Here is a 23170-nt window from a genome sequence, read left to right as displayed (position 1 = left end):
TCAGCTCGCGGTAGTCGTGCTCGATCCGCCGGCGGATCTTGGCGCGCCGCACGAGTTCCTCGACCGGGGTGTCCTCGGGCGGGTTCGAGACCCGGTGACGGGACGGCTCCGACGCGTCCGGCGGCCACTGCGCGAGCGGCCGGCGAGGCGGCCGGGTGCCGTGAGGGCGTTCCGGGACTGCCGGGCCGTGTTCCGTCCGGAGCCCGTTCAGGCCGCCGCGGTGTCCTTGCGGCCGGCCGCCTCGTCCGGTGCGGGCCGCTCGCGCCACACCAGGGGCAGGGTGAGGCCCATGACGATGGCGAGCAGCCCGGCCAGGGCGATGGTCCGGCCGGTGGCGATCGCCTGGATCTCGTGGAAGGCGGCGGTGATGGCGTCCTGGGTGGGCCGGTCCACGGAGGCGAGGATCCGGGAGGCGAGTCTGGAGTCGGTGACGGCGTTGCCGAGCTGCTGCACGTCCCGGTCGGAGAGCCCGGCGGCCTTCGCCCGGTCGGTCGCCTGGTTGGTCTCGATCCCCTGCTGGACGGCCACCAGGGCGGCGACGCCGAACGCGCCGCCCAGCATGCTGGTCACCTTGAACATGCCGGAGGCGGTGCCCGCGAGTTCCTCGGGCGGCCCGGCCACGGCGGTGTTGGAGAGCGGGATCGACATGAGGCCCAGGCCGGTGCCGAGCACCAGCAGCCCGGCGGCCAGGACGGCGTACGTGTAGTGCTGTCCGATGGTCGAGACCACCAGTGCGCCGGTGCCCAGCAGCAGCGCGCCGATCACGACCGGCAGCCGGGGGCCGCGTCGGACGGAGAACCGGCCGCCGTAGGAGTTGAGCAGCAGGATGGTCGCGGTGGAGGGCAGCAGCAGGAGTCCGGCGGCGATCGGGCCGTAGCCGCGGACCTCCTGCAGGTAGAGGGTGAGCAGGAAGCTGATGCCCGAGAAGACGATGTTCATGACCGAGTTGGCGACCAGCGCGCCGCAGAACGGCCGGGACGAGAAGAGCCGCAGGTCGATCAGCGGCTCGCGGACCCGCTTCTGCAGCAGGACGAAGAGCGCGGCCAGCACCGCGGAGCCGACGAGCAGCGCGATGATCACCGGATCGCCGAAGCCCTTCTCCTGCCCGGCCGTGCACCCGTAGAGCAGGCAGAACGCGGCCAGGGCGCTGACGAGGACCCCCGGCAGGTCGATGTGCCGGGAGGCGTTCGGGTCCGTGGACTCGACCGCCGCGCGGCGCACGAGCCACAGGGCGGCCAGAGCCAGCGGGGCGTCGATCCAGAAGGTCGACCGCCAGCCGAACAGGCCCGTCAGGATGCCGCCGACCGCCGGTCCGGCGGCCTGGCCGACCCAGGCGACCGCCATCCAGGCGCCGAACGCCCGCGGTTGTTCGTCCGGTGGGAACATCGGCGGGATCAGCGCCAGCGTGGCCGGCAGGATCAGCGCCGCACCCACTCCCATCGCCGCCCGGCCCACGATCAGGCCGGTGGCGCCGGGGGCGAACGCGAAGACCAGCGAGAGCGCCCCGATGATCGCCAGGCCGATCTCCAGGGTCCGTTTGCGCCCGTACACGTCGCCGAGGCGCCCGGCCGCCAGCACCAGGGCGCCGGCCGAGAGGCTGAACGCGTTGTTGGCCCACTGGAGGTCGGGCAGCGACACCGCCAGCTCGTCGGAGATCGTCGGTACGGCCACGGCGAAGTCGGCGAACGTCAGCCACACCAGGCCGGCGGCGACGCACATGCCGGTGAGCGCCTTCCACCGGTGCTCCGAGTAGCTTCCGGCCCCGTCGCGCCGTGCCCCGGTCGTGCGTGTCATGAGCCGGCTCCCGGAATCGGCCGGCCTCGCGCCGGAGCGGACCACCCCACTATCCGGGCCCGGCCCGGCGGCGGTCGCACGACACCCGGACCCCGGCCGCAGGATCCGCCGTCCGGCCCTGCCGCACGGACGGGACGGACCCCGCCCGGAGCGGTGGGGAGGGGACGCGCCACCCGCTCGCCGACCGCCCGGTCCCGTGCTCCCCGACGGCGGCGGCTGCGGATCACGGGCTCCGTCCGCACCTGCGCCGTCCGCGCCCGGGACGTGATCCGCGCGCTCCCGCGGTGGCCGGGCGACCCGGAGACCTCGCTCACCGACGGGTCTCGAACGGGCGCGACGTTCGTGCTCCGACCAGGGTGCCGATCGCGGATCGCGGCCGTCGCGACTGCGCGCCGCACGCCAGGAGTTCGGCGGACACGGCCGCAGCGGGGCCCCGGAGCCGGGACGCGCAGCCCCGGACATCACCCGGTGATGCTGCCCGCGAGCCGCGGAGTCTCCTGACCGCGCACCTTCTGAAGGGGGGACCGACGCGTGGTCAGCGCAACGTGGCGGCCAGGGCTGCGCCGGCTTCGGCGGTGGTGGCGGGGACTTCGGTCCGCCAGGCAGGATCACGGACGATGGCCTGCCAGGCGGCCGTGGTGAGCGGAGGGGTAGGACGGCTGGCCAGGCCGAACGGGTGCTCCGGCGACGGGGCCGGGCCGTTGCCCACGACGAGGTCGACGGACGTCCCGTCGACCCGCTCCAGGCGGACCTTCCGGAAGTAGTAGCCCCCGTCGGAGCCCACACCGGTGACGGCGCTGAACACGGTTCCCACGGCATCGGTGGTGCTGGTGCAGCCGGCCGGTTCGGCCCCCCCGGGGCGGGCGCCGCGGTCGGTCAGGTCCACCTGATCGCAGTTCCACGACGCGCCCTTCGGATCGGGAGGGCTCAGCACGACGTAGACGTGGGCGGCGCCCCGGCCGTCGTCGTACTCCACCGTGAAGTCGGTCGCGGCGGCCCGGGTCCACTCGAAGGGGCCCGGCCGGAACTTGCCGAGCTTCCCGCCGGGGGGCAGCAGGTCGGCCAGGACCTTGAGCATCGCCTCGGCGGTGACCGGCACCGTCACCGCCGCCGTCACCGGACTGGGCGCCGCGACGGTGGTGGTGGCGGCAGGCGGCGTGCCGGTGACCGCCGGGCCGCCGACCGGACGGGGCACTGCGACCGCGCCCGCGATGGCCAGAGCGGCCACCACCGCGGTGGCACCGGCGATCCGCAGGCGACGGCGGCGGCGGAGCCTGCGGCCCTGTACTCCCGCCTCGGCGACGATGGCGTCGACCGGTGAGGCGAGGCCGTCGACGCTCTCGCCGAGCAGGCGGCTCAGATCGTGCTCAAGGTCCATGGCCTGGTTCCTCGTTGTCGGCTGGGAAGGTCGGTGGGTCGGTCAGGAGTGGAAGAGGGCCTCGTGGTCCTCGCCCAGGATCTCTCGCAGCTTGGCCAGCGAACGGAAGTTGAGGCTCTTCACGGCACCGGGGGAAGTGCCGAGCATGTCGGCCACGGCCTCGATGCTGTGGTCCTCCAGATAGCGCAGCACCACCACCGCCCGGTTGCGGGGCGGAAGTTTGTTGAGCGCGGCCACCATGACCAGTCGCAGTTCGCCGCCGTCACTCGGGGCGGACGCCTGCTCCGGCAGATCGGCGGTGACGATCTCGGACGACTTCCGCAGCCGCTTCTGCGAGAGGTAGGTGCGCAGCAGCACCTTTCGGGCGTAGGCGTCGATCGTGGGCCCGTCGTCGGCACCGCGCCGCAGCCGGCCCCAGACCGAGAACATCTTCGCCAGCGTGGTCTGCACCAGGTCCTGGGCCTGGTGCCAGTCCCCGCACATCAGGTAGGCGACCTGGAAGAGTCGGTGGGCCCGGCTGCTCGCGAACCGCTCGAACTCGAGCCCCTGCTCCATGCCGCCGCCCCCGTGCCCCCGTGCCGTAACGATGTCGCCAGTACCACGCGCTGACGGCCCACCGGGTTACGCGGGAGAAGCAACTCTCGGATCACGGCGCATCGGTGCTCGCGCACGCATGGCCATTCCGGCCACCGGATTCTCGGGGGCCGGCTCCAGCCGCCGCTGCCGTGCGAACGCCCCGTACCCCGGCCACCCCTCCTGCTCCCGGCCGGGCGCGGTACCTGCCCGGCCGAAGCGACCCGGCCGGACACCGGGCACGGCAGCCGCGTGCCCGGGTGACGGGCACCGGTCGTCCCAGGGCGTCCGCCGGTAGGTGCCGGCAGCAGGGCAGGCACGGTTCGCCCGACCATGGAGCTCTCTACGCTTCATGATCATCGGAGGATCCGCGCCTGCCGTCCCCTCATGCATTCCCGACCCGATCCGCGACCAGTTCCTCGCACTCCTGCCCGTGCGCGAGGACCGGCACCCGCCGGGCTGCCACAACCCGCGGATCAGCGACGCCGTCGTCTTCGACCGGCTGGTGCGGGTCCCGGTCTTCGGCTGCGGACACGAACGCGCCGCCGACGAGCACTGCTCGGCCACCAGCTTGCGCCGACGCCGCGACGAGCGGATCGCAGCCGGCGTGATGGAGAGCCTGCGGCTGCTCGTACTCGCCGCCCACGACCGCATGATCGGCCTCGAACTCGGCCGCCTGAACGCCGGCGGCTGCATCACCAAGGCGCCCTCCGGCGGTGAACGCGCCGGCAGGATCCCGGTCGACCGCGCCAAACTCGTTCTGAAACGCTCGCAGTTGACCGACGGCTCCGGTATCCCCCTGGTCACCGAGCCGACACCGGCCAATGCCCGCGACCACACTCTGCCGTCCGCCACCCTCGACCGCACCACCGCCCTCGAACAGGCCCTCGGGCCGTTGCCCGAGCATCCGCGCCTCGCCCTGGACGCCGGCTACGACTACCGGATCGTCCACGACGACCCGGCCGGCCGGCGGATCGACGCCCGCATCGCCCCGCGCGGTGCGAAGACCCCGATCCAGACCGGCGGCCGACGGGTCGTCGAGCGCACGAACTCCCGGATGAACGACTTCGGCAAACTCCGACGCTGCACCGGACGCCGGAAAGCGGCCGTCGACTTCCTCCTCGCCTTGTGGCCGCCACCGTCGTCACGGTCCGCTGCCTGATCCGCCGAGCCTGGATCCTCCACCGCTGGGGCACCCGCCCGCGAAGCCCACGCATCCGATGACCTACTGGCGGACGCCCTACGTCGAGTCTGATCGGCGAACAGCACCTCGGCGCCTTCGGCTCGGGCCGTCTCGCGGATCGCCGGCCACCTCACCTCACACCGGTCGCGGACCGCCTCCGGGTTCCGCTCGACCGCGCGCTTGTCCGGGCGCTGGAACGACAGCCCCCAGCGCTCGAGGTACTTGCCCACGCCCTGCTCGGTCAGCCGCACCCGGTACAGCAGGGCGATGAGGTCGCCGACGATCGCGCGGGTCCACAACTGCCCACCCAAGCCTAGGTCTTCGGGACGGTGGCCGGTCAGGGCCTGCCGCCCGCACTGCTGCCGGTCCTGATCCAGCGCCTGGTGTTCGCCCGCCCGCCGGCCACGGGTCCTGGACACCAGCGCTTCCCGGCCTCCGGCGACAGCCGCCGCGCATCCCCGACCAGATCCGTCACGCCCGGACCAACGAGCGCCGGACCCTACCGTTTCGGGTCGGTAGGGCGTCAAGCCGGGAGGAGCTGGACGACGCCGACCCAGGTGGATTCGCGGGACCAGTCGTGGAACACGCGCACCCTCCAGTGCCCAGCAGGCACATGCACGGGGGCCTGCTCCGGCTGGCCCCGGCCGTCGGGGTAGGGCACGCCGAGGCTGCTGCCGGCCTCGCCCGAGTCCATCAGCACGGCCGGACCGTCGGTCCGCCACACCCCGCAGTCCTCCCACGGCGTCGCCGGGTCGTTCAGCACCGCCTGGGCGGCGGCGATCAACTCGGCGTCGGAGTCTGCGGCGAGCCAGCGGACGAAGGCCCGCTGCTCGGCGAGATAGTAGGTGCTGGAGGGTTCGTCGCCCAGCACGAGCGCGGCAGCAGTGCTGTGGCCGCTCAAGCTGATCACCTCGGCCAGGCCCTCGACCTCGCAGGCACGGTCGTAGTCGTCCGGTTGATCACCGCCACCGGCGACCATGCCGTTCTCGGTGCAGCCGCCCCACTGGTGGAGCGCCGACACCGGGACGACGACCAGCGGACCGCCCATGGACTCGACCCAGGCCAGGCCGAGGGTCTCGTGTACGGCATGTTGATCAGAACCCATGCGCGCAGTGTGCCGCTAGGCTGTGACATGCGGCTGGACCGGGCCTGCCTTCGATGGCTGGGCCGCCGCTGCGGCCAGTCCGTGCGGGACGGTGAAGGCGGTCTGTCCGTCGAACGGCCGGCGGCCTCGGAGGCAGTGGTGGAGCTGGCCGAGGAGCCGGTCGAGGAGGTTGCGCTGGGCCTGCGCACCTGACCGGCGCGTACGGTACCGAACGCAGTGTCCGTTTTCCGCCAGCACCGTGGCAGGGGACCGCGCACAGTGCAAGGGTGACGACCGAAGACGGCATGTACGAGGCGGTGTGCAGCAGCGATGCCCGGTTCGACGGCGAATTCTTCTTCGCCGTCTCCACGACCGGGATCTACTGCCGCCCCAGCTGCCCGGCCACCACACCCAAGCGGCAGAACGTGTGCTTCTTTCCCACCGCGGCCGCCGCTCAGGGCTCCGGGTTCCGGGCGTGCCGGCGCTGCCGCCCGGACGCCGTGCCCGGCTCGGCCGCGTGGAACGGCCGCGCCGATGCGGTCGGCCGCGCGATGCGGCTGATCGGCGACGGCGTGGTCGACCGCGAGGGCGTCGCCGGCCTTGCGGCGCGGCTGGGCTACAGCGCCCGCCAGGTGCAGCGGCAGCTGAACGCCGAGGTCGGCGCCGGTCCCATCGCTCTGGCCCGGGCCCAGCGGGCGCACACCGCGCGGATACTGCTGCAGACCACGACGATGCAGGCCGCCGAGATCGCGTTCGCGGCCGGGTTCGCCAGTGTGCGGCAGTTCAACGACACCATCCGCGAGATCTACGCCGTCACCCCGCTCGAGCTGCGGGCCGCCAAGCCGGGACGCTCCTCGCGCTTCGGGTCGGTGGGCGTCGTGAACGGGGCGGCCGGGGTGCCGCTGCGGCTGGCCTACCGCGGCCCGTACGCCGCGACCGAGGTGTTCGATCACCTCGCCGCCCGCGCCATCACCGGCATCGAGGAGATCGACGGCGAGCGCGGCCGTCGCACCTACCGGCGCACTCTGTCCCTGCCGCACGGCACGGGGATCGCCGAGGTGGGCGAGAAGCCGGGGGCGGGCGGCTGGCTGGAGTGCCGTCTGCACCTGTCCGACCTGCGTGACCTGACCACCGCCACACAGCGCATGCGCCGCCTGTTCGACCTGGACGCCGACCCCCACGCGGTCGCCGAGCGGCTGGGCTCCGATCCGGCGCTCGCCGCGCTGGTCGCCCTGCGGCCCGGGCTGCGCGCCCCGGGCGCCGCCGATCCGCACGAGCTCGCCGTACGAGCCGTGCTGGGTCAGCAGGTGTCGGTCGCCGCCGCGCGGAAGCTGGGCAGCGCGCTGGTCGGCGCCTACGGCCGGCCGCTCGCCGTACCGAGCGGCACGCTGACACGTGTCTTCCCCGACGCTGGCGTCCTCGCGGAGGCGGCACTCGGCGAGCTCGGCATGCCGGACTCGCGCCGCACGACCCTGCGCACCGTGACCGGAGCGCTCGCCGACGGCACGGTCCGCCTGGACCCGGGTGCCGACCGGGACGAGGCCGAGAGGGCACTGCTCGGCCTGCGCGGCATCGGCCCGTGGACGGCCGGCTACATCCGGATGCGGGCGCTGGGCGATCCGGATGTGCTGCTCACCGGCGATGTGGCCATCCTGGCCGGGATGCGGCACGCGGGCGCGGAAGCGGTCGCCGCGGAAGCCTGGCGACCGTGGCGGACCTACGCCATGCACCACTTCTGGAACGCCGCCGCCGAGCGGCGCCGCACCCCCGCAGCGTGACGTCCGAATCCCGCCAGAAATTCGGCCCGCAACACCCCATCGTTGAAGGTGGAACGGAAACTGACGACGAGGAGGCCACGATGACCGCCTACACCACGATCGACAGCCCGCTGGGCGAACTGCTGCTGGTGGGCGAGGAGGGGCGTGAGGGTGTCACCCTGACGTCCCTGTCAATGCCCGGCCAGAAGAACGCTCCGGCCGTTCGGCCGGACTGGCTGCACGACCCGGACTGCTTCGCCGACGTCATCCGCCAGCTTCAGGCGTACTTCGCCGGTGAACTCACCGAGTTCGACATCGCGTTCACCGAAGGCGGCACCGACTTCCAGCGACTCGTCTGGCACGCCCTGGAGGCGATTCCGTACGGCACCTCGACGACCTACGGCAGGCTCGCCGAGCAGCTCGGCATGCCACGGGAGCGGGTCCAGGCGCTGGGTGCGGCGATCGGCGCCAACCCCCTCCTGCTGGTGCGGCCCTGCCACCGGGTGATCGGCGCGGACGGCACCATGCGCGGCTACGCCGGCGGCGTCGAGCGGAAGGTGCAGCTCCTCACCCACGAGGGGGCGCTGCAGCCCACTCTCGTCTGAACCAGCCGCGCGACACCCACGGCCCGGGGCCCGGGAGACGGCGTCTGCGCCCGACCAGCCTGTGCCCCACCCGTAGAGCGATGTCCGAATACCGCCAGACAGGGCGGCGCGCAGGCCGCAGACTCGGTGGTGGAGGAACGACTTGAGGGTGCGAAAGGAACGAGACCGATGACGGTCTGTACGACGACGGGCAGCCCGTTGGGCGAACTGCTGCTGGGAGATGGGAAGTCGGACACCGCCAAGGGCGCCACCGCACCCGCCTCCCTGTCGGTGCCGGGCCAGAAGGACGGCGCCGTCGTTCAGGACGACTGGACGAGGGACGCGACCCGCTGCTCGTCGTGCGCCCGTGGCACCGCGTGATCGGCGCCGGCGGCGCCCTCGCCGGCTACGCGGGCGGCCTGGAACGAAAGCAGCGGCTCCCGGACCTGGAAAACGCCCACCGGGCCGCCTGACCCGTCGCCCCACCCCCGGGCCCCCCGCGCGGAGGCGGGGCGACCCCCCTCACCTCTCCAAGGAACCCCCATCATGATCGACACCACGCACCTGGCAGGCCGCGTCGCGGACCGCGTCGCCGAGGGGGACTGGGACGCCCTGGCCGACGAGCTCAACGAGCACGGCAGCGCCCTCACCGGCCCGCTCCTCACCCCCGACGAGTGCCGCGAGATCACCGCCCTGTATGACGAGCCCGACCGCTTCCGCACCACCGTCGACATGGCCCGACACCGCTTCGGATCCGGCCAGTACCGCTACTTCACCCACGAACTCCCGGATATCGTCCGGGAGTTGCGGGAGGCGTTCTATCCCTGCCTGCTGCCCGTCGCCCGCGACTGGGCCGAAAAGCTCGGCCGGGCGGCGCCCTGGCCCGACAGCCTGGACGAGTGGGTGGCCCAGTGCCACGCGGCCGGCCAGGCCAAGTCCGCGCAGATCCTGCTGCGTTACGGGCCCGGCGACTGGAACGCCCTGCACCGCGACGTGTTCGGCGAGATGCTCTTCCCGCTCCAGGTCGTCATCGGCCTCGATGCCCCGGGAGCCGACTTCACCGGTGGCGAGTTCATCATGACCGAGCAGCGCCCCCGCGCCCAGTCCCGCGGCTCGGCCACGACCTTGCCGCAGGGGCACGGGCTGGTCTTCACCACCCGCGACCGGCCCGTCGCCTCCAAGCGCGGCTGGTCGACCGGCCCGATGCGGCACGGCGTCAGCACCGTCCGCTCCGGGCAGCGGCACACGCTCGGCCTCGTCTTCCACGACGCCACATGACTCGCGACACGGACTCCGCCGGCCCGGACCCCCGCACGTACACCCTGCTCGGCCCGGACGGGAACCCGTACCGGAGCAGCACGCCGGGCACGCTGGGCGGTCACCGGCGCGAACGGCTCTACGGCCGCCTGGACTGCCGCTCCGCGCTGCGGGCCATCGCCGCCGGCCACTACGTCCGGCAGCGGGTGTTCTTCCCGGACGAGGCCACCGCGATCGCCGCCGGTCACCGGCCCTGCGCGGTCTGCATGCCCGCCGAGTACGCCCGTTGGAAAGCACACCCGGGGAGCCACGGCACACCGTCATGAGCATCTTCACCGAGCGGGGTCAGTCCCGCTCTCCCCTGATCGGTGCCGCCGAACTCGCCGAGTTCGGCGACCTGCCCGAGCCCGCCCCGCACACCGAAGCCGAACTCGGCTCCCTCATGGCCCTGTTGACGCGGCCGAAGTCACGCATCGAGACGATCTCCGTCGGTCACAGCCGTGATGCGCACTCCCGTACCGCCGCCGGCGCCTTCTCGGCGGCGTGGAAGGCCCGTGGCGGCACGGTCCTCACGGTCGTGGACTGGCCGGAGAGCGCCGCGTCCTGGCTGCGCCCGGCGAACCGGCTGACCGCCGAACGCCCCGACGCCTGGGTGATGGCCGCCGCTCCGGTCGGCTTCGCCCAGCTCGCCCGCCGACTGCGCCGTTCCACCGACTGGGACCCGGCCCACACCCTCGCCTTCGCCTCCCTGCGGGACTCCCGCCTCCCCGCGCTCGCCGGCCCGGACACCCTGCACGGCCTGCGCGGTGCCACCGCCGAGGGCGGCACCTGGGACGTCCACCACCGCCGGGTCACCTCCTACCCGCCCGCCGGAGTGACAGCATGACCGCCCTCATTCCACGGCCCACCACGGAGATCGCGCCCGGCGCGGTTCACGTACCCGGCTGGCTCACCATCGAGCAGCAGCGCGACCTCGTCACCGCGTGCCGCGGCTGGGCCACCGGCCCGGTCCCGATTCGCCACACCAAGCTGCCACGCGGCGGCGTCATGTCGGTGCAGACGGTGTGCATCGGCTGGCACTGGCAGCCGTACGCGTACACGCGCACCGCCGGCGACGTGAACGGCGCACGAGTCTCCGAGTTCCCGGAATGGATGGTCCGGTTGGGCCGGCGCGCTCTGCTCGGGGCGTACGGCGACGAACAGGCCGCAGCCGAGTACACCCCGGACACCGCCCTGATCAACTTCTACGACGGCCAGGCCAAGCTGGGCATGCACCAGGACAAGGACGAGAAGTCCTCCGCCCCGGTCGTCTCCCTCTCCATCGGGGACACCTGCGTCTTCCGCGTCGGCAACACCGAGACCCGCACCAAGCCCTACACCGACATCGAACTCGCCTCCGGCGACCTGTTCGTCTTCGGCGGCCCCTCCCGCTACGTCTACCACGGCGTGCCCAAGGTCCACGAAGGCACCGCGGACCCCGCCACCGGCCTGGCATCGGGACGGCTGAACATCACCATGCGCGTCACCGGACTGACGGACCGGGAGGCCGCACGGTGACCGCAGTGGCCGGCGCCGACGGCCCGGCCGTCGCCGTCGGCCAGCAGCCCGCGCAGCGCCGCCGACCCCGCCCGACGCCACCACCCACCGGCAGCAGGAGCGGGGCCTCGCCCCGGGCGGCAAGGGTGACCGGGCCCGGGGCGGTGTCGGTGAAGGTGCGCCGGTGTCCACGTCCTTTCCCCGGGGCGGGAGCGGCGACGGGTCAGGACGCCGGGTTGCGGTCGAGGCGTCCGAAGTCAGAGTCGCAGGGCCAGCTGCAGAACCCGGCCCGCTCGACCTCCTCGTAGAACGGTACGCCGTCGTCGCCGCGGTGCGCCGAGCGGTCGTGGTGGAGGTGGAAGGCCGGGTCGCGGTGACGGTCCATCGGGCCGTAGCGCTCGACCCGCCAGACGAAGTCCTGGTCCTCGCCGCCCCAGCCGCAGAACCGCTCGTCCATGCCGCCGATCCGGGTGAACAGGTCTTCGCGCAGCCACACGCAGCCGCCGGGGGGCCGGCGCAGGTAGACCCCGCGCAGCCGGTCCTGATCGGGGTCGGGGGCGTGGTCGAGGCAGCGGGCGCGGACCGCTTCGGCGCTGGACCCGGGGTCGAGGAAGAGCATGTCCTCGAACGGCCAGTGCGCCTGGGTTCCGGGCTGCCGGAAGCGTTCGACGGCGCGGGCGACGAAGTCGCGGTCCACCAGGATGTCGCCGTCCAGCACGCAGACCAGTTCGGCGGGCCGCGCCCCGTGCACCACGCCGACGTTGACGGTCCAGGACTTGTTGAACCGGCCGTCGTCGGGGGCGAACACGTAGCTGTCGCAGGCGTCCGCGAACAGCCGCCGCCAGCGCGGCCGCCTGTCGGTCTCGACGACCACGACGCGGTAGCGCTCGCGCGGGTGCGACTGGTCGGCGAGCGCGCCGAGCACGGCCGCCAGATTGCGGGTGCGGCCGGTGGCGCCGTCCGGGGCGCGGAACGGGATGACCACCGCCGCGTCGACCGGGTGCCGGCCGCCGTGCGGGGGCCGGGCGAGTGCGGCGAGCAGCTCGGCGGTGCCGGGGGGCGTGCCCGGAGCGCTTCGGTCGGGCGCGCCGGGGCGGACCAGCAGCCGGGAGACCGTCTCGGTGTGGGCGGCGGCGGCGCGCAGGGCCTCGACGGCCTGGTCCGGGTCGCCGGGGCGGGAGAGCAGGTCGGTGAGGCGGGCCGTGAGCCGGGCGGCGGCCCCGTCGTCGTCGGGGTGCGCGGTGATCCGGTCGGTCTCCGCCCGGACCTGCTCGTCCCCGAGCGCGGTCAGCGCTTTCGCGGTGCTCTGGTGGGCGTCGGCGGACCAGTCCCAGTAGTCGGGCGCGACCGCCCGCGAGACCGGGTCGTGGGCCAGCACGAGGCTGCTGGTGACCGCGGCGGCCAGCGCGGCGGGATCGGACGGGCGGGCGGCGGACATGGTGTCGTCTCCCCAGCGGTGTCGAACGGGCGTGGTGGTCCGGTCCGGTGGTCCGGTCCGGTGGTCAGGTCCGGTGGTCAGGTCCGGTGGTCGGGGTGCAGGCGGGAGCGGGGCGCGGGCGGGCGGCCCGGGTCGCTCAGGCCCAGCGGAGCGGGGTCAGGTCGGCGAGCACGAGGTCGGCGTGGGCGAGGTCCTGCGCACCGTGGGTGGTGGTGAACGCGACGCAGCGCAGTCCGGCGGTCTTGGCGGCCCGGATGCCGGCGGGGGCGTCCTCGAAGGCGACGCCGTCCGCGGGGTCGATGCCCAGGGCGGTGCACGCGGCGAGGTAGCCCTGCGGGTCGGGCTTGCCCGCGGTGACGTCCTCGGCGGTGATCAGGACCTGGAACCGGTCGGCGCCGCCGACGTGTTCGAGCAGCTCCCGGGCGTGGGCGCGCAGGCCCGAGGTGACCAGGGCGAGCGGGACGCCGCGGTGGGCGAGGTCGGCGAGCAGCTCCGCGGCGCCGGGGACGGCGTACGGGGGCGGGCTGTCGGGTCCCATCAGGTAGCCGCAGGCTTCCTCGAACAGCTCGTCCACGGTGTGGCCGGGGAAGCGGTGCACGTGGTCGGCGAGTGCCTCCTGGCCGCGCCGGCCGACGAAGGTGGCGAGCAGGGCGTCGTCGCAGGGCAGGCCGTGGGTGGTGAACAGGCGGGTCCAGGCGGCCCGGCTGCGGTGCTCGGTGGCGACCAGGGTGCCGTCGAGGTCGAACAGTGCGGCCTTGGCCTGGAGGTGGTGGAGTTCGGTCATGGTCATTCGTCCTTAGCTGCGGGTCGGGCTCAGGGCGTGGCGGACGGCCCGGGGTGTTCCTCGGTGGTGAACACCGGGACGGCCGCACCGGTTGCGATGGCCGCGTCGACCATCTCGGGTGCGGGTTCCGCCTCGGCCGGGCCGGAGGCGGCGACGGCCCGCAGCGCGGCGAGGCCGCAGACAGCCGCCACCAGGGCGAGGCCGGTGCAGCTGAGCGCCCAGGCAGTGGCGGCCCCGGCCCAGTGGGCGTCGACGAGCCACGGATACACGGCGCCGAACAGGGCGACCCCGATGACGCCGACCACCGTGGAGAGGGTGTTGACGGTTCCGCTGAGGGTCGCGGCGAAGCGCGAGGGGACCGCGGTGGTGAGCAGGTTGAGCAGCGCGGTGTGGGTGAGGCCGAGGCCGAATCCGCCGATGCAGAGCACCGCGGTGAGCGGCCAGATCGCGCCGCCCCCGCCGGCCGGCACCACCGGGGCGAGGGCGTAGGCGGCGGTGAGCATGGCGCAGCCGGCGAACGGCAGGAGCCGGGCCACCCGCTGCGGGGCGCGGCCGATGACGGGGCCGGCCGCGCCGAACGCGAGCACCCAGCCGAGCGGGACCAGCCCGGCCTGCCAGGCGGGCAGGTGCAGGTGGTCCTGGAGGTACAGGGACAGCAGGTACAGCATGGCCAGGTAGGTGAGCGTGGTGCCTGCGAAGGAGGCCAGTGCCCAGCGCACCGCGGGGGCGGACAGCGGCCGCAGGTCGAGCGCGGGGGTGCCGCCGCCGGCGATCACCCGCCGTTCCGTGCGGGCCAGTTGGACGGCGAGCGGGACGGCGGCGATCAGCAGCACCCAGATCCAGTCGGGCTTCTCCACGCTGAGCGGGACCAGCACGGCGAGGGTGGCGGCGGCGAGCAGCACGGTGCCGGGCACGTCGTTGTCGCCGCGCCGGATGTCGGCGGCGGCGGGCCGGTCGTGCGGGAGGAGGGCCGCGCCGAGCGCCAGGACCACCGCGCCGATGGGCACGTTGAGCAGGAACACCGCGCGCCAGCCGGTGCCGAGCAGGTCGGCGGAGACGATGGTGCCGCCGAGGACCTGGCCGAGGGCGGCACCGCCGGAGAGGGTGACGGCGTTCCAGCCGAGCGCCCGGGCCCGGGTCGGGCCGGTGAACCAGCGGTGGATGCCGACCAGCACCTGGGAGGTCATCAGCGCGGTGGCGGCGCCCTGGAGGCAGCGGCCGACGATCAGCATGGCGGTGTCCTGGGCGAGGCCGCAGCCGAGCGAGGCGAGCGTGAACAGCGCGAGGCCCAGCAGGTAGACCCGGCGCACGCCCTGGCGTTCGCCGAGCCGGGCGGCGGGGGCGAGCAGCACGGCGGAGCACAGCGCGTACGCGGTGACCATCAGGGTGAGCTCGGAGCTGCTGACGTGCAGGTCGGCGCTGACGGCGGGGGCGGCGAGGTTGACGATCGCCAGGTCGATGTTGGCCATCGCCTGGCCGATCAGCAGGACCAGCAGCGCGGTGCCGCTGGGTGCGGTCCGCTGGCCGGTGGTGGCGTGCACGGTGGTCTCCCCTCGTCGCTCCCGCCGGCGACGGATCCGGTGTCGGCGGGTGGTTCGCCTGCTGGAACACCGGCCGGCCCGGTCGGGTTGCACCCGGGCCGGCCGGCGCTCCGGCGGGCGGGTCAGGCGCCGGTGGCGTCCAGGTCGAGGTCCCGGTAGCCGGCCGCCCAGGGCAGGCGGGACTCCAGGGCGGCGGCGGCGCGGATGACCAGGCCGTCGCGGCGGCGGCGGGCGGCGAGCTGGAGGCCGACCGGGACGCCGTTGGCGGCGCGGCCGACCGGCACCGAGGCGGCCGGGCTGGCGATCAGGTTGAACGGGCTGGTGAGCGACCAGCCGACGAACGGGTCGACGGCCTGGCCCTCGACGGTGTCGGGGCCGACGGTGTCCCGGCCGACCGAGTTGGGGATGCCGGTGACCGTGTTGACCGGGCTGACGATCAGGTCGAACCGGTCGAAGACCTCCTCGAAGGCGTAGAGCACCTGGGTGCGGCCGAGGTCCTCCAGGCGGAAGTCGACCGCGCTCAGCCCCTCGCCGACCCGGACCGAGTCCAGGTAGCCGGGGTCGATGGAGCCCGCGTAGGCACCCATCAGGTCGATGCCGCTGTCGCGCGAGATGGCCGCGGACTCGGCGTGCGCGACGGACAGGTAGCGGCGCCACATCGCGGTCAACCGGGCGTGCGGCAGCGGCAGTCGGAAGTCGATCTCCTCGACGGTGGCACCGGCCTCGCGCAGCGCGGGCAGGGCGGCGCGGACGATCGCCTCGACCTCCGGCTCGACGGGGTAGCCGCCCAGGTCGGGGCTGTAGGCGATGCGCAGTCCGGTCAGGTCGCCGTGGAGCTCGTCGACGAGCCGGTCCGGCGACGCGAAGGAGTACGGGTCGTACGCGTGCTCGCCGGACATCAGGTCGACGGCGAGGGCGGCGTCCTCGACGGTGCGGGCCAGGCCGGAGTAGCAGACCATCGGGTTGAACCGGCGGAAGGCGTTGGGCTTGGCGGGGACGGGGACCCGGCCGAAGGTCGGCATCAGGGTGAAGACGCCGCAGAACGCGGCGGGGACCCGCAGCGAGCCGCCCGCGTCGGAGCCCTGCGCGAACGGGACCATCCCGGCGGCGACGGCTGCGGCGCTGCCGCCGGAGGAGCCGCCGGCGTTCATCGCCCGGTTGAACGGCGTCGAGGCGGGGCCGAAGAGCGCGCTGTCGGTGGTGGCCTTGAAGCCGAACTCGGGAGTGTTGGTCTTGCCGACCACGATGGCGCCGGCCTCCTCGAGGCGGGCGACGCAGGAGATGGTCTCCTGCGGGACGTCCTCGGCGAAGACGAGCGAACCGCGGGCCATCCGGACCCCGGCCACCGGGTCCAGGTCCTTCACCCCGATCGGGACCCCGTGCAGCGGGCCGAGTTCGGCGCCGGAACCGATGGCCCGCTCGGCGGCGGCGGCCCGCTCCAGGGCCCGCTCGCCGCAGACGGTGACGAAGGCGTTGACGGCGGGGTTGGTCTTCTCGATCCGGTCCAAGGCCGCCTGGACGGCTTCGACCGGGGATATCTCGCGGCGGCGGATCGCCTCGGCGAGGGCGGTGGCGCTGAGTTCGGTGCTGGCGGTCATCTCGGGCCTCGCACGGGTTCGTCGGGGTGGCTGCTGGAGCCGGACGGGAGGGGTAACACCGGGACCGCCGTCCGGGTTGCAGCACGCGGCCGGCACGGTCGGCGCAGCCGGTGCGGGACACGGCCGGCGCGTGACGGGTGGGGCGCGGGGAGTGCGCAGTCGACTCGCCTGTCCACTTGTGTCCCGCGCGTGTAGCCCATTGACGGACTACGGACAAGGCTTACCGGAGGGACCTCGGTGGGCTAATCTCGCCCCGACTCGGCAGGTCTAGACCTATCGGAGAACCCGACATGGCCGTCGCACCGCGCCCCACTCTCACCCGCCCCGGCGACCTGCCCGGCAGCCCGGACCTGCTGCGGGCGCTGGAACGGCACTTCACCCGCGCCGAGCCCCGCGACAGCGCGCTCGCCTACGTCCGCGCCCTGCTCGCCGACCCGGCCGCCGGCAACGCCGCCGGGGTCGCCGCGCAGGCGGGCGCCGGGAGCGCCTGGAGCACCCAGCGCCTCCTCACCCGCACCGTGTGGGACGCCGACCTGCTGCGCGACAGCGTCCGGGCGTACGCGGTGGCACTGCTGGGCGCCTCCGGTGCGGTCGCGGTGCTCGGCCGGCACGAGACCGCCCGGCTGGGCACCGGCGCGGTGGCAACCGCGCCCGCCGCGGCCCGCGGCCCCGGCCGGGGCCGCAGCACCCAGGTCGCGGCGCTGCTGTGCTACGTCTCGCACGGTACGGGCGCCCTGATCGACCGCGAGTTGCACCTGCCGCCCCACTGGACCGCCGATCCGGCGCGCTGCGCCCGGGCCGGGGTGCCGCCGGAGCGGGTCCGCCCGCGCGGCATGGCCGACCTCGGCCAGGAGATGCTGGACCGCGCCCTCGCCGCGGGGGTTCCGATCGGAGGCGTCCTCGGCGGTCCGGACTTCGCCCACCCGCACCTGCGCGAGTGGCTCTGCCGCCGGCGCCTGCCGTTCTGCGTCGAGCTCCCCCAACTCCCCCAGCCCCCGGGCAGGTCCGACGCCGCGGCCGGGCGGGCCGACTCCGGCCGGGAGGAGGTCTGGCAACTGCTGGGCCGGGGCCTCGGCTCGGTGTACGGCCACCCGGCGCCCGGCTTCCGGTTGTCCATGCTGGCCCGCAGACTGCCCTCCGGCCGCACCGCCCGGTACCTGCTGCACATGCCCGCCGCCGCCCCCGACGTGCCCGCCGCGCAGGCCCTGGCGGCGGCCGGGTCGACCGCCGCCCGCGCCGTCCACGAGGCGGCCTCCCGGGCCGGGCTGAGCAGCCACCAGGTGCGTAGCTGGGTGGCCTGGTACCGGCACACCACGCTCGCCATGACCGCGGCCGCGCTGCTGTGGGAGCCGGGCCCCGGCGTCCGGGCCGCCGACCGCGGACCCGCCCGGCCGGCCGGACCCGCCGACTAGGCCCGGTCCGGCCGGTCCGGCCGGGCGCGCGACGCCGCGCGCCGATCCGACAAGATCGACCGGACCGGGCCCGGCCCGCGACCTGCGCCACCGGCCGGAAGTACCGCTCATTTCGAACATGCTTGCCGGTGCGACGCGGCCGATGTTCTAATCGGTCGGGACGGAAGATATTCGTGCACACAAAATGCGTCGACCACCCCACCCCTCGTCACGCACCGACCAATATTTCCGATACCGGGATTCGACTCCCCGCCCGCCTGGACCACCGTGGTGAATTCCCGGTGGATTCGTCCGCGAGCCGGGGCGGATTCGGCCTGCCCCGAAGGGTCCCGGCCTCTGAACAGCGCGCCTCGAAGATCCATTCCTACCAGGAGTCTGCGAAGCGACATGCCCCCATTGACACGTGCCACCGGCCCGACCGTCGAGGCCGAGACCAGACTGGCCCTGGCGGGCCTGCGCGCCCGGGCCCAGGAGCTGAGCCGGGTCGCCGACGCGACGGCCCGGGTGCTGGCGGCGCCGGACGGCCTGTCCGTCGCGACGCCGGCGTTCCGGGAGTTCGCCCACGCGGCGGTGCCGCGCTGGCACTTCGCCATGCTGAACGACCACGAGCGCAACGACGCCCTGGCCACGGCCCTGGAGCGGATCGTCCCGCAGGGCGGCACGGTGCTGGACATCGGCGCCGGTACCGGCCTGCTGGCGATGATGGCGGTGCGGGCCGGTGCCGCCCACGTCTACAGCTGCGAGGCGAACCCGCTGATGGCGGAGGTCGCCCGGCAGGTGGTGGCCCAGGAGGGCTTCGCCGAGCAGATCACCGTGCTGGCCTGCCGCTCGGACGAGCTGGCCGTCGGCCGGGAGCTGCCCCGCCGGATGGACGCGGTGATCTCGGAAATCGTCGACTGCGGCCTGATCGGCGAGGGCATCCTGCCCTCGATCCGGCACGCCCGCCGTGAACTGCTCGTCGCGGACGGGGTGATGCTCCCCCGACGGGCGCGCCTGCTGGGCATGCTGGTGCAGAGCGAGAACGCGGTGAACCTGAACCGGGTCACCCGGGCCGGCGGGTTCGACGTGTCCCGGCTGAACGCGTTCGCCACCGCCGGACACTTCCCGATCCGGCTGCACACCTGGCCGCACCGCGTGCTGTCGGACCAGGTGGAGCTGGCCTCCTTCGACTTCGCCGAGGACCCGCTGGGCCCGGACGGGCGCAAGCTCGCCCTGCCGGTGCACAGCTCCGGGACGGTGCACGCCCTGGTCGCCTGGTTCGAGATGGAACTCGGCGGCGGCGTGACGCTGCGCAACTCGCCGGAGAACGTGGGCTCGCACTGGATGCAGGCCCTGCTGCCGCTGCCCGAGCCGGTGGAGGCGGAGGCCGGCTCCACCCTGGTGCTCGACCTCGCGTGGAGCGACACCCTGCTCTCCCTCTCCTGACCCGCACCGGCCGTGCCGCGCGGCCCGCTCCCCCACCCGAACAGCGAAAGGCAGATCCGAACATGTCGCACGCACCTGCTCCGTTCCAGCCCTTCGAATTGCACGGCGACGCGCTGCGCGAAGCGGTCGTGGCCTACGCCTCCAACCCGATCTACCTCGACAACGAGGAGTGGGAGAACTCCGACAGCCCCTACCGGCGGCAGCTGCGCCCGCAGGTGCTGCCGCACCTGGACTTCGACCGGGTGCCGGGCCGGGACCGGGTCCTGGAGTACAGCAGCCTCGCCGCGCAGCGCCTGCTGACCAGCATCTACGAGGCCGACCTGGTGTTCTTCCCGAAGGCCGGCCTGGGCAAGCAGGACGAGGACTTCCGCCGCTACTACAGCCCCGGCAACCGGGCCCGCGGCGAGCTGATCCGCCCGGCGCTGGAGCGCTTCGCGTTCGGCTTCCTCGACGACGAGGTGGAGGTCAGCGGCGACTGGACGCTGGACGGCCTGCTCACCTACCTGGACGGCCTGGGCGTCCGCACCGAGGGCGTCGCCTCCCCCGCCGAGCAGGCGGTCCGGAACTCCTCCGACCCGCAGCGCGCCGCCCGGATGTGGCTGATCCAGTTCGCCCCGGACTTCCTCTCCGAAGCCTCGCCGATGGCGCGGAACGTGCTCGGATACTACGGGCCCGAGCAGTCGGAATGGTTCAAGATCCTGATCGACGAGTACGGCTACGGCGTGCACGGGACGAAGCACAGCACGCTTTTCGAGGCCACCTTGGAATCGGTCGGCCTGGAATCCGACGTGCACCGCTACTGGCAGTATTACTTGGTGTCCAGCCTGGCCCTGAACAACTATTTCCACTACCTCGGGAAGAACCACGAGCACTTCTTCCGCTACGTCGGCGCGCTGTTCTACACCGAAAGCACCCTGGTGGACTTCTGCCGCCGCGCGGAGAGCCTGCTCGCGGACGTCTTCGAGGGCGAAGCGGACGCCCGCTACTTCTCCGAGCACGTCCACATCGACCAGCACCACGGCCGGATGGCCCTGGAGAAGCTGGTCAAGCCGCTGGTCGCGCGCCACGGCGAGCAGATCATCCCGGAGATCGTGCGCGGCATCGAGGAGTTCCGCCTGCTGAGCACCATCGCCGACGACGACTTCGCCACCCAGATCGCCTGGATGGACGACGCGGACCGCTACAAGGAGCTGCACGATCCGGTGTACGCGGCGATCACCGAGGGCCGGGTGACCGCCCCGGTGGCGGACATCGTCGAGCCCTACGGCGAGCTGTCCAACACCCACAGTCACGAGGGCGACGAGCTCTGCCACATCGTCAGCGGCACCATGCGCTTCGTCAGCGGCTTCAACTCGTACCGGATCCTGGAGGCCGGCGAGGGCACCGTGATCCAGCGCAACCGCCTGCACGGCGCGATCATCGAGTCCGAGGAGTGCGTGTACCAGATCCACTCGGTGGGGGATTACCGCGCATGCCTCTCGTGACCTTCAAGGCCAGCGGCGCGGACAACTGCGTGCGCGCCGACGGCCTCCCGTACGTCTACGTCCGCACCGAGGCGGGAGGGTCGGTGCTGCCGGCCTCCTGCCCGCACCGGGGCGGGCCCCTCAACCTGGCCACGCCGGACGCCGCGGGGCGGCGCCTGGTGTGCCCCTGGCACGAGCGGGGATCCTCACTGGCCCGGCTGCGCCGCCAGGTCCCGGCCGTCCGCTCCGGCGACACCGTGACCGCGGTGCTGCCGGGGCCGGCCGATGCCGACGTGGAGCTCTGCCACCTTCCGCTGTCTCCGGCGCTGGCCGCTGGAGCCTGAACCTCCCCGGGGCGGCCGCCGTCCGGCGGCCGCCCCGGAGACAGGACCCTCCCCGTGACCTCCTCACCCACTTCGCGGGTCGCCGTCATCGTCGATCCGTTCTCCTCCGGCGCCCAGTACGCGCCGGAGTTCGCCGCGTTCGGCATCGACTCGGTCGCGGTCAGCTCGCTGCCCGAGGTGCCCGCCGCGTACGCGGACTCCTGGGACGCCACCCGCTACCGCGAACTGCTCGCCTTCGACGGCGACCTCGAACCACTGGTGGGCCGGCTGCGCGCGCTGGATCCGCTGTGCGTCCTGGCGGGCGCCGAGAGCGGCGTCGAACTCGCCGACCGGCTCGCCGAGCGGCTGCTGCCCGAGCAGGCCAACCCGCCCGCGCTGTCCTCGGCCCGGCGCGACAAGGGCGCCATGGCCCGGGCGCTGAACGCGGCCGGCGTCCCGACGATCCGGCAGATCTGCACCGACGACCGGGCCGCCGTCCAGGCCTGGATCGACCGGGAGGGACTGGCCGACAGCGACCTGGTGGTCAAGCCGCCCAAGAGCGGCAGCACCGACGGGGTGACCCGGGTCCCGGCCGGCGCCGACTGGCGGGTGCCCTTCGACGCCCAGCTCGGCCGGATCAACCAGTGGCACAACCTCAACGACCGGATGATGGTCCAGGAGTACGCCCGCGGCACCGAGTACGTGGTCGACACCTTCAGCCACGAGGGCCGCCACGGCGTCGCCGACATCTGCCGCTACGGCAAGATCGACAACGGCGAGCAGATGGCCGTCTACGAGAGCCTCACCTGGGTCTCCCCCACGGAGCCGGACGTACCCGCGCTGTCGGACTACGCCGCGGCGGTGCTGGACGCGGTGGGCCTGCGCAACGGCGCCGCGCACATAGAGATCATGCTGACCGACGGGGGCCCGCGCCTGATCGAGATCAACTGCCGGCCGCACGGCGGCGGCCACCCGGCCTTCAACCTGACCGCCACCGGCGACAGCCAACTGCACCGCGCGGTGCGCTGGTTCGCCCGCGCCGAGGCCCCGCCCGCGGACTACCGGCTGGAGCGGCACATGACGGTGGTGTTCCTGATCGCCCGCCGCTCCGGCACCGTCTCGGGCACCGCCGTCCTGGACGGCATCGAGGAACTGGAGTCCTACCACCGCTCCGCCGTCAAGCTGAGCGACGGCGACCGGATCGAGGTCACCGTCGACCTGCTCGGCACGCTCACCCTGGGGTTCGTGGTGCTCGCCCACGAGGACCGCGCCCAGGTCGACCGGGACGCGGCCGCCGTCCGCGCCATGGAGGCCGCCCTGGTCATCACCCCGGACCCGGTCCCCGCCCGATGACCTCGAGCGCGTTCGCCGTCGCCGCCAGCCCGGCCTTCCTGGCCAGCTGCGCGGCGGTGGTGTGCAGCCCCGGGCCGGACAGCCTGCTGGTGCTGCGCCTGGTCAGCCGCGCGCGGCACCGCCGGCCGGTGCTCGCCGCCGCAGGCGGCATGCTGCTGGCGGGCGCCGGGTACGCCGCCCTCGCCGTCACCGGCAGCATGGCGGTGACGGCCCTGGACCCCCGGCTGTTCCTGCTCTGGCGCGCGGTCGGCGCGCTGGTCCTCGCGGTGACCGGCGCCCGGGCGCTGTGGGAGGCCGTGCGTCCCGGCCCGCCCGGGCCCGGGGCACCGGAACCGGGACCGGCCCGGGACCGGGTCGGCCGGCACCTGCTACTGGGCTTCCTCTGCACGGCGGGCAATCCGAAGGTGGGCCTCTTCCTGACGGTCTTCCTCCCTCAGTTCCTGCCCGCCGACGCCGCCTCCGCGAGCGCGCTGCCACTGCTCGCCGCGGTCTACCTGTCGATCGGCGCACTCTGGCTGCTGGTGCTGACCGAGGTGGGCGTCCGGGTGGTGACGGCGCGCGGCGCGGACGGCCGCGCCGCGTTCCCGCCGCTGGCGGGCCGGATCGGCGGCGGGGTGGTGGGCGCGGTCCTGCTGCTGCTCGCCGCCAGTCTGCTGTTCCGGTGACCGGCCCGGCGACCGGCACTCC

Annotated in this window: 21 protein-coding genes and 3 pseudogenes; 15 read left to right on the top strand and 9 right to left on the bottom strand. The window is 73.8% G+C overall.

Annotated elements, in window-relative coordinates; genetic code table 11:
• Window positions 1–207 precede the first annotated feature (207 nt).
• The 3 genes from K353_RS21600 to K353_RS21590 form a co-directional block, all read right to left on the bottom strand.
• Entirely contained in the window at window positions 208–1794 is a 1587-nt protein-coding gene (locus K353_RS21600; RefSeq protein WP_111555197.1) for an MFS transporter, read from the bottom strand.
• Window positions 1795–2329: 535 nt separating this feature from the next.
• Complete coding sequence (locus K353_RS21595) at window positions 2330–3172, bottom strand: hypothetical protein (RefSeq protein ID WP_111555196.1); 843 nt, start codon at window positions 3170–3172, stop codon at window positions 2330–2332.
• Window positions 3173–3214: 42 nt separating this feature from the next.
• A complete protein-coding gene (locus K353_RS21590) occupies window positions 3215–3727 on the bottom strand; it encodes a SigE family RNA polymerase sigma factor (protein WP_111555195.1) in 513 nt (170 codons plus the stop codon).
• Between the two features lie 370 nt (window positions 3728–4097).
• Between K353_RS21590 and K353_RS21585 the strand changes: the two are divergent.
• Window positions 4098–4969, top strand: a pseudogene (locus tag K353_RS21585) (IS5/IS1182 family transposase).
• 117 nt (window positions 4970–5086) lie between these two features.
• Here K353_RS21585 and K353_RS21580 read toward each other — a convergent pair.
• Together K353_RS21580 and K353_RS21575 are read right to left on the bottom strand one after the other, a co-directional pair.
• Window positions 5087–5347: pseudogene (locus K353_RS21580) on the bottom strand (winged helix-turn-helix domain-containing protein); the annotation flags it as partial.
• A 104-nt stretch (window positions 5348–5451) separates the two neighbouring features.
• The gene (locus K353_RS21575; protein ID WP_233533731.1) at window positions 5452–6033 is read right to left on the bottom strand and encodes an Imm21 family immunity protein; all 582 of its coding nucleotides are present in this window, start codon (window positions 6031–6033) and stop codon (window positions 5452–5454) included.
• A 27-nt stretch (window positions 6034–6060) separates the two neighbouring features.
• Between K353_RS21575 and K353_RS34460 the strand changes: the two genes are divergently transcribed.
• From K353_RS34460 to K353_RS21530, 8 genes and pseudogenes are all read left to right on the top strand, one after another.
• Complete coding sequence (locus K353_RS34460) at window positions 6061–6225, top strand: hypothetical protein (protein WP_158585456.1); 165 nt, start codon at window positions 6061–6063, stop codon at window positions 6223–6225.
• Window positions 6226–6317: 92 nt separating this feature from the next.
• Window positions 6318–7790, top strand: coding sequence for an AlkA N-terminal domain-containing protein (locus K353_RS21565; protein ID WP_111555193.1), 1473 nt, complete (start codon window positions 6318–6320; stop codon window positions 7788–7790).
• Window positions 7791–7870: 80 nt separating this feature from the next.
• Complete coding sequence (locus K353_RS21560; protein ID WP_111555192.1) at window positions 7871–8374, top strand: methylated-DNA--[protein]-cysteine S-methyltransferase; 504 nt, start codon at window positions 7871–7873, stop codon at window positions 8372–8374.
• A 168-nt stretch (window positions 8375–8542) separates the two neighbouring features.
• Window positions 8543–8826: pseudogene (locus K353_RS21555) on the top strand (MGMT family protein).
• 73 nt (window positions 8827–8899) lie between these two features.
• On the top strand, window positions 8900–9631 hold the full coding sequence (locus K353_RS21545; protein WP_111555189.1) for a 2OG-Fe(II) oxygenase: 732 nt from the start codon (window positions 8900–8902) through the stop codon (window positions 9629–9631).
• Window positions 9628–9936: a metal-binding protein gene (locus tag K353_RS21540; RefSeq protein WP_111555188.1), complete on the top strand. Its 309-nt coding sequence runs from the start codon at window positions 9628–9630 to the stop codon at window positions 9934–9936. The genes K353_RS21545 and K353_RS21540 overlap by 4 nt, the downstream gene beginning before the upstream one ends.
• Complete coding sequence (locus K353_RS21535; RefSeq protein WP_111555187.1) at window positions 9933–10496, top strand: ABC transporter substrate-binding protein; 564 nt, start codon at window positions 9933–9935, stop codon at window positions 10494–10496. The genes K353_RS21540 and K353_RS21535 overlap by 4 nt, the downstream gene beginning before the upstream one ends.
• Window positions 10493–11167 (top strand): alpha-ketoglutarate-dependent dioxygenase AlkB, encoded by a 675-nt coding sequence (locus tag K353_RS21530; RefSeq protein ID WP_111555186.1) that lies wholly within the window; start codon window positions 10493–10495, stop codon window positions 11165–11167. Before K353_RS21535 ends, K353_RS21530 begins: the two co-directional genes overlap by 4 nt.
• Before the next feature lie 202 nt (window positions 11168–11369).
• Here the strand turns inward: K353_RS21530 and K353_RS21525 are convergent, their stop codons facing one another.
• The 4 genes from K353_RS21525 to K353_RS21510 form a co-directional block, all read right to left on the bottom strand.
• Window positions 11370–12584, bottom strand: coding sequence for a glycosyltransferase family 2 protein (locus K353_RS21525; RefSeq protein WP_111555185.1), 1215 nt, complete (start codon window positions 12582–12584; stop codon window positions 11370–11372).
• 136 nt (window positions 12585–12720) lie between these two features.
• A complete protein-coding gene (locus K353_RS21520) occupies window positions 12721–13368 on the bottom strand; it encodes an HAD family phosphatase (protein ID WP_233533730.1) in 648 nt (215 codons plus the stop codon).
• Between the two features lie 29 nt (window positions 13369–13397).
• Window positions 13398–14909, bottom strand: coding sequence for an MFS transporter (locus K353_RS21515; protein ID WP_111555183.1), 1512 nt, complete (start codon window positions 14907–14909; stop codon window positions 13398–13400).
• Between the two features lie 122 nt (window positions 14910–15031).
• Complete coding sequence (locus K353_RS21510; RefSeq protein ID WP_111555182.1) at window positions 15032–16507, bottom strand: amidase; 1476 nt, start codon at window positions 16505–16507, stop codon at window positions 15032–15034.
• Between the two features lie 290 nt (window positions 16508–16797).
• Here K353_RS21510 and K353_RS21505 point away from each other — a divergent pair, with 290 nt between their 5' ends.
• The 6 genes from K353_RS21505 (at window position 16798) to K353_RS21480 (ending at window position 23148) form a co-directional block, all read left to right on the top strand.
• Window positions 16798–17919 carry a transposase gene (locus K353_RS21505; RefSeq protein ID WP_111555181.1) on the top strand — a complete coding sequence of 374 codons (1122 nt, stop codon included), beginning with the start codon at window positions 16798–16800 and terminating at the stop codon, window positions 17917–17919.
• A gap of 387 nt (window positions 17920–18306) precedes the next feature.
• On the top strand, window positions 18307–19344 hold the full coding sequence (locus tag K353_RS21500; protein ID WP_111555180.1) for a 50S ribosomal protein L11 methyltransferase: 1038 nt from the start codon (window positions 18307–18309) through the stop codon (window positions 19342–19344).
• A gap of 62 nt (window positions 19345–19406) precedes the next feature.
• Window positions 19407–20828: an iron-containing redox enzyme family protein gene (locus K353_RS21495; RefSeq protein ID WP_111555179.1), complete on the top strand. Its 1422-nt coding sequence runs from the start codon at window positions 19407–19409 to the stop codon at window positions 20826–20828.
• Window positions 20816–21151 carry a Rieske 2Fe-2S domain-containing protein gene (locus tag K353_RS21490; protein ID WP_146616534.1) on the top strand — a complete coding sequence of 112 codons (336 nt, stop codon included), beginning with the start codon at window positions 20816–20818 and terminating at the stop codon, window positions 21149–21151. Before K353_RS21495 ends, K353_RS21490 begins: the two co-directional genes overlap by 13 nt.
• Window positions 21152–21205: 54 nt before the next feature.
• Window positions 21206–22483 (top strand): ATP-grasp domain-containing protein, encoded by a 1278-nt coding sequence (locus K353_RS21485; RefSeq protein WP_111555177.1) that lies wholly within the window; start codon window positions 21206–21208, stop codon window positions 22481–22483.
• Window positions 22480–23148 carry a LysE family translocator gene (locus tag K353_RS21480; RefSeq protein ID WP_111555176.1) on the top strand — a complete coding sequence of 223 codons (669 nt, stop codon included), beginning with the start codon at window positions 22480–22482 and terminating at the stop codon, window positions 23146–23148. The genes K353_RS21485 and K353_RS21480 overlap by 4 nt, the downstream gene beginning before the upstream one ends.
• The last annotated feature ends 22 nt before the right edge of the window (window positions 23149–23170 follow it).

It is taken from the genome of Kitasatospora sp. SolWspMP-SS2h, assembly GCF_003259315.1.
Taxonomy (GTDB): Bacteria; Actinomycetota; Actinomycetes; order Streptomycetales; family Streptomycetaceae; genus Kitasatospora; species Kitasatospora fiedleri.
Note: the sequence above shows the minus strand (reverse complement) of the source record. Positions and strands in the feature narration are given on the sequence as shown.

Excerpts from the sequence above, each read along its gene's own strand:
- K353_RS21600 (WP_111555197.1), bottom strand. The coding sequence starts at position 1,794 with ATGACACGCACGACCGGGGCACGGCGCGACGGGGCCGGAAGCTACTCG.
- K353_RS21595 (WP_111555196.1), bottom strand. The coding sequence starts at position 3,172 with ATGGACCTTGAGCACGATCTGAGCCGCCTGCTCGGCGAGAGCGTCGAC.
- K353_RS21590 (WP_111555195.1), bottom strand. The coding sequence starts at position 3,727 with ATGGAGCAGGGGCTCGAGTTCGAGCGGTTCGCGAGCAGCCGGGCCCAC.
- K353_RS21575 (WP_233533731.1), bottom strand. The coding sequence starts at position 6,033 with ATGGGTTCTGATCAACATGCCGTACACGAGACCCTCGGCCTGGCCTGG.
- K353_RS34460 (WP_158585456.1), top strand. The coding sequence starts at position 6,061 with ATGCGGCTGGACCGGGCCTGCCTTCGATGGCTGGGCCGCCGCTGCGGC.
- K353_RS21565 (WP_111555193.1), top strand. The coding sequence starts at position 6,318 with ATGTACGAGGCGGTGTGCAGCAGCGATGCCCGGTTCGACGGCGAATTC.
- K353_RS21560 (WP_111555192.1), top strand. The coding sequence starts at position 7,871 with ATGACCGCCTACACCACGATCGACAGCCCGCTGGGCGAACTGCTGCTG.
- K353_RS21545 (WP_111555189.1), top strand. The coding sequence starts at position 8,900 with ATGATCGACACCACGCACCTGGCAGGCCGCGTCGCGGACCGCGTCGCC.
- K353_RS21540 (WP_111555188.1), top strand. The coding sequence starts at position 9,628 with ATGACTCGCGACACGGACTCCGCCGGCCCGGACCCCCGCACGTACACC.
- K353_RS21535 (WP_111555187.1), top strand. The coding sequence starts at position 9,933 with ATGAGCATCTTCACCGAGCGGGGTCAGTCCCGCTCTCCCCTGATCGGT.
- K353_RS21530 (WP_111555186.1), top strand. The coding sequence starts at position 10,493 with ATGACCGCCCTCATTCCACGGCCCACCACGGAGATCGCGCCCGGCGCG.
- K353_RS21525 (WP_111555185.1), bottom strand. The coding sequence starts at position 12,584 with ATGTCCGCCGCCCGCCCGTCCGATCCCGCCGCGCTGGCCGCCGCGGTC.
- K353_RS21520 (WP_233533730.1), bottom strand. The coding sequence starts at position 13,368 with ATGACCGAACTCCACCACCTCCAGGCCAAGGCCGCACTGTTCGACCTC.
- K353_RS21510 (WP_111555182.1), bottom strand. The coding sequence starts at position 16,507 with ATGACCGCCAGCACCGAACTCAGCGCCACCGCCCTCGCCGAGGCGATC.
- K353_RS21505 (WP_111555181.1), top strand. The coding sequence starts at position 16,798 with ATGGCCGTCGCACCGCGCCCCACTCTCACCCGCCCCGGCGACCTGCCC.
- K353_RS21500 (WP_111555180.1), top strand. The coding sequence starts at position 18,307 with ATGCCCCCATTGACACGTGCCACCGGCCCGACCGTCGAGGCCGAGACC.
- K353_RS21495 (WP_111555179.1), top strand. The coding sequence starts at position 19,407 with ATGTCGCACGCACCTGCTCCGTTCCAGCCCTTCGAATTGCACGGCGAC.
- K353_RS21490 (WP_146616534.1), top strand. The coding sequence starts at position 20,816 with ATGCCTCTCGTGACCTTCAAGGCCAGCGGCGCGGACAACTGCGTGCGC.
- K353_RS21480 (WP_111555176.1), top strand. The coding sequence starts at position 22,480 with ATGACCTCGAGCGCGTTCGCCGTCGCCGCCAGCCCGGCCTTCCTGGCC.